Origin of the sequence: Nostoc favosum CHAB5714, assembly GCF_020829495.1 — a bacterium.
GTDB lineage: Bacteria > Cyanobacteriota > Cyanobacteriia > Cyanobacteriales > Nostocaceae > Nostoc > Nostoc favosum.
Map to the genome: position 1 here is coordinate 1 of NZ_JAIVFQ010000156.1, position 10,422 is coordinate 10,422.

Below are 10,422 nucleotides of genomic sequence, written 5' to 3' on the forward strand. Positions count from 1 at the left end.
TGCCTCAGTTCTTTTGAGACAGTTCGTGGCACCTACCAGATCAAACAGCTTCGCACGGATGAAAAGGGTATTACTGAAACTAACACCCTTGGCGGAAACCCTAACTCAAATTCAGGGTCAGAGACGGCTAAATCAGATTTAGGGTTAGCGAGCCGTGTGTGGACTGTCATACTAGGTACGAACCCCGGCAAGGCCATTCTCTTGACCACTTCAGTCACGCATTTGCTGACCATACGCCACGGTCACAACCACAACGGGGATCGCAGGACAACCGTTCTCTACGACCTCACCGGTAAGCCCGCCTGTACGACGCTCGCCGGACACTTGAACCGCCATGCTGTCGAGGCCTCGCTGCAATGGTTCCGCAACAACGATATCAACCGCAAGGGTAAATTAGCATGACAACGCGTAGCCCTGTCAGCATCTTCAAATTCAATACCTCTCAAATCCGTGTAGTCGATATCAAGGGTGTTCCTTGGTTCGTCGCGGCTGACGTTTGTAAGGTTCTCGGTATGACAAATACCACGGTGGCGATACAGCCCCTAAGTTCGGATGAGAAGGGACTAAGTTCAACTGAGACCCTTGGTGGAAACCAGCGGCTAAACACAGTTTCAGAAAGCGGCCTCTACAAGCTAATCTTGCGATCAAGAAAGCCGAACGCTGCGCCCTTCCAAGATTGGGTCACCCGCGTAGTCCTCCCGGCCATCCGTAAGGACGGCGGTTACATCCTAGGTGAGGAGAAGGTTGCCACTGGCGAAATGTTTGAATTTGCTAGCGCGTTGGTGTTCCTTGATGAAACCGACGCTTCCACACCCTGTTAATACGGATGGGGTGGCACGAGGATATCTTGTGGAACGCCTTGTCGATTTACGTTTTCTTTCGGTTAGCAAGCACGATTTCTGCCGTGCTTCGAATGTATGTCTGCTCCATACGCTGTTCAAATCGCAAATGCTGCTCATACGTGAGGGCAGGCTCAACGGTACTCATTGAGGCGCGTTTCTCTTGAGAGCACGATGGTTGAATAACCGTTGCTACTACAAGCGGATTTGTCGTCCCGTCATCATAGGTTTTTACGGCCTTGCTTATGCAGTCCAACCAAGCTTTAAGGGTTAAGTCTTGTCTAGCTTTAGTCTCCGGTGTGGTTTGAGAAGCACAAGAACTCAATATTAATGCAAGCGAGGTGAATGTTATAATTCTGAATATATTCATTTTTTGCCTCGCGATAATTGAAATTTATTTCACTATGTTCTCGACGTTATTGCGCATGGACCCGCGTACAGTGGGTGGTTCACGTTCACGTTACTTTATACTTGATCTTCTCATAAGTCTTGAGACCAGAAAAGGGGCGATGATATCGCAGGAACCTGCTTTATGTCTCGAAATGTATACCTCTGAGACTTTTTGTTGAGAGCCATTATTGACTGTGTCTCATCTATGTCTCATAAGTGTGTTCTCACAAATACTAAGACCTTGGAGACATGCGAGATGACTTTGGTAGCCTATGCCCGTGTATCGTCTACGGGACAATCGCTGGACGTGCAGCTTGAGAAGCTAGAGGCACTGAACCCGAGCAAGGTGTTCCAAGAGAAGGTCTCGGGAGTTGACCGTGATAGACCAGAGCTAGCTAAGGCTATCGAATATTGCCGCGAAGGTGATACTTTCGTTGTCACGAAGATTGACCGTCTGGCCAGATCGACACGCGACTTGCTCAACATCATTGATGAACTGGCCGCGAAAGGCGTGGAATTTAAAGTTCTGGATCAGAGCATCGACACGACCACGCCCACCGGTAAGCTTACCTTGCAGATATTGGCCAGCGTTGCGGAGTTCGAGAACAACATCCGTAAGGAGAGACAAGCGGACGGGATCGCCAAGGCCCGGAAGGACGGAAAGCAGTTGGGCCGTTACCCAAAGATGACCGATGACACCATAGGGCAGATTAAGGCGCTGAGAGGTCAAGGCGTTTTGATCAAGGACATCATGGTACAGACTGGTATGTCGAAAGCCTCGGTATATAGAGCCTTGCAGCCCGAACAGTGAGTAGTATTAGATTAGGTGCCGTCCTAGCCTGACACATCAGACCGCCCCATTTATCTCCGCTCCGCTGATACCCACCGTCACCACTTTATGGAACCGTAGCCAACCACTGTGGGCTCAAGTGGGCGTTAGGTTGTCGCCTAGCTTTATATCTCGCAATCGTTCCTTTCGCAGGACCGTAGCCGACCGTTGCGGACAATAGCGGGCGTTAGGTCGCCCCCTAGCATCATCATTTTTTGAAATGTTGACCTTAGCGCTCCCGTCAGAACTGCCGTTGCCTCCCGGTGGAACGATGGTCGAGCGCTGAGGTGAGCCTTTCTAGATCGTTCAGCCGAGTTACGGGCTAATCCGATTGGTTCATGTCTTCGGTCGTTTGAAGTTCGTGTTTCGCTATCGGTTCCGCAGGGACGTGAGCAAGACCGCCCATCAACAACTTAGGAGGACAATGCCGTTTGACTGCACAGCCATCGGAAAGGGCTACCTTCCGCGACCTAAACACCGCCCACGTCACTTTAGCAAGGACCGTGGAGCCGCAAGAGAAACCGGCATATTGTTACCAAGGCTACCCGGAGCGGCATCAGTATAAGACCATATCGCACTACTGGACTGCCCGTCCGGGAACCGAAGTGCTCAATCGCGCAACCGGAGAAATCACGGTTGTTCCTGAATATTTATTCGCTTCTGGCAAGTCCCTGACCATCTCGAAATTTGCAACGAAGCTTGGAAAAGGCCCACGGGAAACCAGAGCAATCCTTGCGGAACTTGGCGTGCTCCATTCGGAAATCAGAGTGAAAATGGTCCCCGCTGTAATCGCCTTCTGTAACGGTTCCCCTGAAATGTGGGGGCAGTCTGCGCAATCCAAGCCGAAGTATGAAGAGACCCTGCGGTTGTCCGAATGGGCGGTGAAGATGAGATATGGCTGTCGGGTCCCTACGGTTACGGGGCATGACTGCGATATCCTAACCGCGTCCGGAATGAAGTGGATTGAAGAAATTGTCAGTCTTGTAGATCGGCAGACAGAACCCAAGCCCCCAACTAAAGCCGCCGACATCATCGAGGGATTGCTCAAGTTGGACCCCGCTGTAACTCCGGTTGCCATCATCGAGAAGACCGGGCTTCCTAAGATGACCGTATATCGGAATTATAAGAAGCTCAGGGAAATGGCCTGAGTACCACTTTCTGTCCTTGCCCATATATAACGAGCGTTACACCATGGTTTGCCTGACAACCAGCCAGAACAATGTCCTTCGGGGAACCATAGCTTCATTCGCGAACCTCAATCCATTTCTTAGGTTGCCTACGGTGGATCGAATGTTTCTATGGCGGGACCATGGTCAAGGGGACTAGCCCTGAAAGGGGACCCCCTTTGTAAGGTCATCTAAACGATCAGCCAAACAACGTCCTTCGGGGAACCGTAACCCTTTGTGTCGCAACGGGCGAAGGCCCCTTTGGTCTGGCCATGGTCAAGGGCTGCGCCCGTACAGAATTGGGGTCTCAATAATTCAGACCTACCAACATTGGCGGTAGTCTTACCTTAGTGTGCCGGTCCCCGGATTGGCTAAGGGCCACTACCGTTCCACCTAAAGATAAACGCATCAAGCAATCATTGGCTCGAAGCAATTCGGGCCTTTTCTATTTGAAAGGAGAATTAAAACAATGAGAACCGACACCCGCTCGCACATAGACGCGACGGTCCGCAGAACACAGCCTAACTGGTTCGTTGAGTGTCTAAGGATAGGCGTGCCGCTGGCAGCATTACCGGAAACACCTCCCCACGACGCACCTTACGCCGACAAGTGTCGTTACACGTGGAAACTTCGGAAACTATGGGAGCAGCGGGCAGGCCGCAGGATCGAACGTCTGACGCCTCCCGGCTACCATGACAAGCTTACTACAAAGCGTAAGGCGACCAGATTTAACGAGCGCAGCATTGCCCAGGAACATAAGGAATAGCATGAGCGAAACTAAATCAGCCCTAGACGTCATTAAGGGTTTCGAAGGTTATTCAGATAAGGCCTATTGGGATGTCAATCACTTCCGCGCCGGTTACGGTTCCGATACGACAACCCTAGCAGATGGCACAGTACAGCCAATCTCCCGTGAAAGCGTTGTCAACCGTGACGACAGCGAGCGGGACCTTGCCAGACGGGCGGCCGATTTTGCTAAAGGCGCGTCTGACACTATCGGCGCTGATAAGTGGAACGCCCTCCCCGGCAATGTACAGGCGGCGCTAACGTCCACCGCGTACAACTATGGTTCCCTGTCGAAGGTCCCGGCAATCGTCCGTGCAGCACAGGCCGGTGACATTGAAGGCATCGCGCAGGGTCTTGAAGGTGTCAAGGGTCATAACGACGGTATCAACTCTGGCCGTCGTCAGAAGGAAGCCGACATCGTTCGTGGTGCTGGTGGAACCGGTGCCGACTATACCTACACCGCAAGCACCGAAGTCCCCCTTACGCCGACCGCAGCCGTCGCCGGTACTCCTAGGGTTACGCCTGAGGAAGGCCCCGGTTGGGTTGATACCGCTATCGACGCTTGGCAGCAGAACAGCCCTACGGCGAACATCCTACGCTCTAGCCCTCTTGCCGATGACCCCAATTGGCAGAAGCCGAACGTACAGAAGCTAGAGGCTGACCTGAAGGCCGCTAATCTCGACCCGGAACGCTATGCTAAGTTCCTTGGCAGTTCCACTTCAGAGGCCGGTTATATGCGTCAAATCCAGTACGCACAGGCCGACCGCGACCGTATGGAACGGCTTGCTCAAGCAGGTCTCAAGGGTATTGTCTTGGACTTCGCTACTCAGGCTTTGGACCCCGTTAACATCGCCATTGACGGCGCAACAGCAGCCGTAGCCCCTGAGGTCATCCTAGGGAAGTATGGCTACAAGGTTGGTCGTGTATTGAGTGCCGCCCTCGCCGGTGGTGCCGCAGGTCTCGCACAGTCGGCGGTAAACTATGGTTTCAACCCCAACTCAACTCAGGAAGACCTTCTGATGGGAACGGTTGTTGGCATGGGCCTTGGTGCGGTCGTAGGTCGCCTCAAGTCCAACCCCGCGACAGCTAGAGAGGGCCAAGGTCTACAGGACATCGGTCACCAGATAATCGCAGAACATGAAGGTGTTGCTTATGTTCCCCGTGGCTCCATGGGTGCAGCCTATAAGGGTGATGGTAAGTTCTACATTGACCATGACGCCTTGAACGCCCTTGAACATGGCGACATCCCCACTACAGCCTTCCGGGCCGTTCGTGGTGACTTGTCTGCCCGTGGTGACGCCTCAATCAACCCCGGTACTCGTGCAGTTATGGGCGGTCTCGTTCAGGACGGCACCGGTAAGGTTGGTGGCGCAATCAACGGTATGGCGGCATCTGAGGACAAGCTGCTCCTCGAAAGCGAACACATGGCGGCTTTCCATCGGACCTATCAGCCCATGCGCAAGCAGTTCATTGACGCGGGTGGCACTAAAGACGACTTCAATAGTCGTGTATTTAGCTACATTGAAGACCGCCGCATCAACCGCAATGACTTCTATCCTGAAGAGGTACGGAAGGCCGGTGATGCCTTTGCCACGGTCCGCGCAAGTGAGCTTAAGCTGCAAAAGAACGCGAGGGTCCGCGAAGGTGGCGAAGCCCGTCCTGTACAGGGTGCAGACCTTACGCCTGAGAACAAGAACTATGTCCCACACGAATGGGACACGGTGAAGGTCAATCTGCTCAATGAACACCTAGAGGAAGACGCCGTCCGGCTGACCCTGAAGGGTGGATTGCGCAAGGCCAACCTTAACGCGGACGAGGCCACGTTGGACCGTATCTCTGCCGGTATGCTCAAGACGCTGTCCGGGCGTGGTGCTGGTATCGATAAGAACGACTTCATAGCCCGCGTATCGGGTGCCGACGTTGAGGACGCCCTGAAGGCACTGGTTGAACATCACGGTATCTCTGAGGAAGACAGTAAGGCGTTCTTCGCAGCATTTAAGAAGCAGAAGGCCGCTAAAGACGACGCCGGTAACCCAACGCCGTTCAAGACCCGTGCGCTTATTGACGTTGATTATAAGCTACCCTACCGGCCTAAGGTCCGCGATACGGGTGTTGAATGGGATCGAGACTTGACCCTCAAGGACTTGCTCAACACGGACATTGAACACCTCAACAACAAGTACACCAACCGCGCGGCGGGCAACATCGCCTTGGCGCGTATGCACATCATCAATCCGGCCACCGGTGAGACGATTGTAAACGGCGTGACGTCTAATGCTGAATGGGCTGGATTGCTGAGGGACCTTGCTAAGAAGGGTGCAAACAGTGGTCAGACAGAGGCACAGATCGCCATGGACGCCAAGCGACTTAACTACGCCTACGAAATGATCAAGGGGACGTATCAGCATGATATGTCAAGCAATGGCTTCGGTAAGTTTCTCCGGGTAGTCCAGAAGTTCAACTTCATTCGCGTTATGAACCAAGTGGGTCTCGCACAGATACCGGAACTTGCGAACAACGTGGGCAGTGCCGGACTTACGGCGACCATGCAGCAAATGCCGGGGTTCCGTCGCATCGTTGGGCGTGACGGTGTCATGCACCTTAAGGATGGCTTTGGGGATGACCTAGAGGCTGTCTTCGGTCACGGTTTGGATCATTGGACACGCACCGCTGAAGAACGACACGACGCCGCATTAGATGCCATTAAGGCGTCGAGGGGTCAGACGTTCGAGGCTCGCTACCAGAAGCTTAACGGCATCTTGGATAAGGGCGCACGGATCACAAACATGATGTCGGGCATGCACGGTATCGACACCATGTCGCGCCGTTGGGCCTACAAGGCAATCGTCCAGAAATTTGCTAATGCCGCCGCAGGTCGCGCAAGCTTTTCCGAGAAGCGTTTAGCAGACATGGGGTTGTCCCCGGAAATGTTCACTCGGGTTAAGGTCGAACTTAAGAACGTCGATAATGTTTCCATGGACGGTAAGAAGGTGACCGGCCTTAATCTCGATAATTGGCAGGACAAGGAAGCCTCTGAAGCTTTCCGCCGCGCTGTCCATCGCAAGGCAAACGAGGTCATTCAGAAGAACGACATTGGCAACATGGCTATGTGGATGGGTACGCCGCTCGGCAAGACGCTTATTCAATTCCGCTCATTCATGGCAGCTTCCTACGTGAAGCACACCCTGAAGGGCCTGTATATGCATGACCCTGAAGTCATGATCAATGCCGCTATTGGTATGGCCGTGGCGGCGGGTGTTTATGAAGTGCAGACCCGCATCAACGCTGTTGGACGTTCGGACGCCGATAAGTACCTCAAGGATCGCTTGTCCCCCGATAAGATTGCCCTAGCGGCCTTCTCAAAGGTTGGCGTGTCGTCGGTTGTTCCTATGCTGGTCGATACCGCGATCACGCCTATGGGATACAAGCCTCTATTCTCCTATTCCCGTACATCTGGTCAGGCGTCAGACTTGTGGTTAGGCAACCCAACCAAAGGCTTTGTTGACGACATTGGTATGGCCGCAGGTGCCGCCCGTGGTATTGTTGCGGGCAACCCATCGCAGCAAGAGCTTCGTTCTCTCAATAAGCTTATGCCTTTCAACAATGCCTTCGGCTACCTTCAGCTATTCAACGCTAGTTTCTCGGGCTTTTCAGAGCGGACCCCGAGTGACCGCCGCAAGCAAACTGAAATCTTCCAATAATCAAATCTATGGTGGGGCTTAAGAGCCCTGCCATTCCTAGAGTCATACAGCGCCGTTTGCAGTGAGATGGGGAATTATATCATCCTTCCCGCTGAACGCGCCCCTACACCCCAAGGGGAGAGAAATAGTACACATGAGCATTGAATTAACGGGGCGGTATATCCTCGTCCATACCGACGGTTCCTGTATCGGCAATCCCGGTCCGGGTGGTTGGGCCGTCGTCCTGCAATCCATGGACGGCAGTCTGCAATTGAACCAGAAGGAACTCTCAGGCCACGTTCCTGATACCACGAATAACCGCATGGAGTTGAGTGCAGCCATCGCAGCTTTGGAGGCCATCAAAAACAAGGAACTCCCCGTCATCATCCGCACTGACAGTTCGTACCTCGCGAATGGAATGACCAAATGGCTCGAAGGCTGGAAGCGTCAGGGCTGGAAGAACCGAGACGGAAAGCCAGTACCAAATTGGGACCTATGGGAACGTCTGGATATTTTGAATGACAGCCGCGTTCATTGGCAATGGGTTAGGGCGCATGACGGAAACGAGCTTAACGAAGTAGCCGACAAACTAGCCAAAGCGGCGGCGCACAGCGCTCCTTAAGTGGCGGGCTTCGCTGGAAAATGAAAAAGGCCACGGTCTGCATCACCGTGACCCTTATTCAAACCCTCTAGCACAAGGGGGCTTCCGGTCGAAAGGCTGGAAGCTTCCCGCATATTATCCTAACTACCGGCGACGACGCAAGGCTATTTCTTGTGTGTGGTGAAGATTTATTATTCTGTCTTCCGGAATATTTGCGCTATTGCAATAGTTCTACTTTGGTAACAATTGCGGAAACGCAAGTAAATAACATTAACTCATGTGTAAATTACTATTGACGACTTGGCGCAAATCAGCGCATGACGCCTGTGTATGTAAGTCGTAGTTAAAAATCACATGGAAGGACTTAGAAATGCTCTTCAAGACTGCTCGCTTTGAAATCGAGATTAGCCGCTATGACCTATACCTCCGGGTTCGCCTGTTCGGCAGAACCTTTGCGACGTTTCGCGATTGGTCGGGCCAAGGGCTTAGCTCCTCAGACGTAACAAAATAACGACCAGCCACGGGGTACTAATTTCTATCAGCTTGAGGTACTGTACCAACGAACAGACAGAGCGGGCGGATTGCTCTAATAGATTGATATTGCGGTAGTTTCGTCGCTTGCCGGATAGGTTCGATTAATGCGATCTGGACCGGCAGGGGGCACCATCCCAAAAATCACCCATTGTTTTTACCGCGTTTTTGAGTTGGGCTTTTGGAAGCCTCGTTTTCCTCCAGCATAAGCTGTGCATCTGCTTTCCCACAAGCAAGGGTTGTTTTCCCAAATCCAATGGGGCCGGCAAACGAATTTCGATAGCAGTCCATAAGTAGTCGTACGCATAGAAAGCTTGTGATTTCCGTGGTTATCTTGACTTGCATCCTCATATTTTTTTATGCGGCTGTGGCGATGACAAGGAGAGGTATTCTTATGCGCGCGTTGACCGAAGCTGAAATTGAAATTGTTTACGGTGGTTGCGGCCCTGGAGGATCACCGACAAAAGACACTGCCGCGACCTGCCAAGGTGTTTATGGTGCAAGAGCGGGGTTCAGTGGTGCTACTAAAGGCGGCCCAATTCCGACCGCATACCCAGGGACACATAGTATCAGCCCACGCGAGGGTGTTGCGGGAATAGGAGTAGCTGCGGGAACGGCAGCATCTGTATTGGTTGGTTGGCCAAAAGCTGTGGCAACAGGCATCGCCTTAACAGCAGCGGCTGTTGCAGCGGGCATGGGTAAAGGTGGCTGAATGCCTTTCGGCTTTAGTTGAAAGGTTCAGTTCATTGAAATTATCGGGCTTGATATGAAATTCAACGTCATAAGAATAGCTTGTGAAGTGGCGAGTATTATTTGCTATATTTTGTTAATATTGCTATTTGGCGGTACGTGGCAAATGATAATATTTAAGATAATTATGTTGCCTCTATGTGTTATGTCTGGATTATATTTGCAGTATTTTAAAAGTTTACCACATTATTCCAATATTTATTATGCGGTAAAATCGATTTTAAATTCACTTTTAGCTACATGTGTACTTTGTATTTTTATTTGGAATCCAAGTGTGTCTGTTGTTGATATTCTTATAATAACATTTATGTCACTCGCAATTTGTTTTACATTGTCAATGATATTTCAAATTGACATGATGAAAAAGTAATCACTCCTCACATCTCATAAATATAATCGTTGCGTCGAGCAAACGTGAAATTGTTTGATTAGTCCGGCGATGGTTGTTCTAACGATTATCCATCCGTTGCAAGATGCAGCCAGGACAATGGAAGTATATTGCATGCAGGAACCACCCGCAGAGAAAAGTGATAACGAGAAACAAAATCGTATAATCAATGGAATTGGCGGGGGCGTAGGTGCACTGGTGGGCAGCCTAAGCGGATCTTTCATTTTTCATAATCTGATGATTGGCATCGCAGCAGGCGCCCTGGTGGGCTGCTGCGTCGGTATCGTTCTTAATTGGGTATGGCGTAGATAGATAATGACAATGCGCGGGCTGGCAGCGGTTCTTAACGTGTCAACCGAAACAAAAAGACGACGAATAGCTTCTGCAGGGGCAAGCATTGGTGCAGGGGCTGGGAACATCATGGGTAGCGTTGGTTACGGGTATCTCACCATCATGGTGGTC

The 10,422-nt window shown here is 51.7% G+C and carries 8 protein-coding genes; all 8 read left to right on the plus strand.

Going from position 1 to position 10,422, the window contains the following annotated elements; genetic code table 11:
• Positions 1 to 402 (plus strand): hypothetical protein (locus tag LC586_RS37795; RefSeq protein WP_229490861.1); only part of this gene is annotated, 402 nt, incomplete at its 5' end.
• The gene (locus LC586_RS37800; protein WP_229490863.1) at positions 399 to 821 is read left to right on the plus strand and encodes a BRO-N domain-containing protein; all 423 of its coding nucleotides are present in this window, start codon (positions 399 to 401) and stop codon (positions 819 to 821) included. The genes LC586_RS37795 and LC586_RS37800, both read left to right, overlap by 4 nt.
• A 664-nt stretch (positions 822 to 1,485) precedes the next feature.
• On the plus strand, positions 1,486 to 2,040 hold the full coding sequence (locus LC586_RS37805; protein ID WP_229490864.1) for a recombinase family protein: 555 nt from the start codon (positions 1,486 to 1,488) through the stop codon (positions 2,038 to 2,040).
• Between the two features lie 449 nt (positions 2,041 to 2,489).
• Entirely contained in the window at positions 2,490 to 3,206 is a 717-nt protein-coding gene (locus tag LC586_RS37810) for a hypothetical protein (RefSeq protein WP_229490866.1), read from the plus strand.
• Positions 3,207 to 3,991: 785 nt separating this feature from the next.
• Positions 3,992 to 7,711 (plus strand): glycoside hydrolase family protein, encoded by a 3,720-nt coding sequence (locus LC586_RS37815; protein WP_229490868.1) that lies wholly within the window; start codon positions 3,992 to 3,994, stop codon positions 7,709 to 7,711.
• A gap of 133 nt (positions 7,712 to 7,844) precedes the next feature.
• A complete protein-coding gene (gene rnhA / locus LC586_RS37820) occupies positions 7,845 to 8,312 on the plus strand; it encodes a ribonuclease HI (protein WP_229490870.1) in 468 nt (155 codons plus the stop codon).
• A 904-nt stretch (positions 8,313 to 9,216) separates the two neighbouring features.
• Positions 9,217 to 9,534, plus strand: a complete 318-nt coding sequence (locus LC586_RS37825; RefSeq protein ID WP_229490871.1) for a hypothetical protein — start codon at positions 9,217 to 9,219, stop codon at positions 9,532 to 9,534.
• A gap of 540 nt (positions 9,535 to 10,074) precedes the next feature.
• Positions 10,075 to 10,272, plus strand: a complete 198-nt coding sequence (locus LC586_RS43705; protein ID WP_498072192.1) for a YMGG-like glycine zipper-containing protein — start codon at positions 10,075 to 10,077, stop codon at positions 10,270 to 10,272.
• The last annotated feature ends 150 nt before the right edge of the window (positions 10,273 to 10,422 follow it).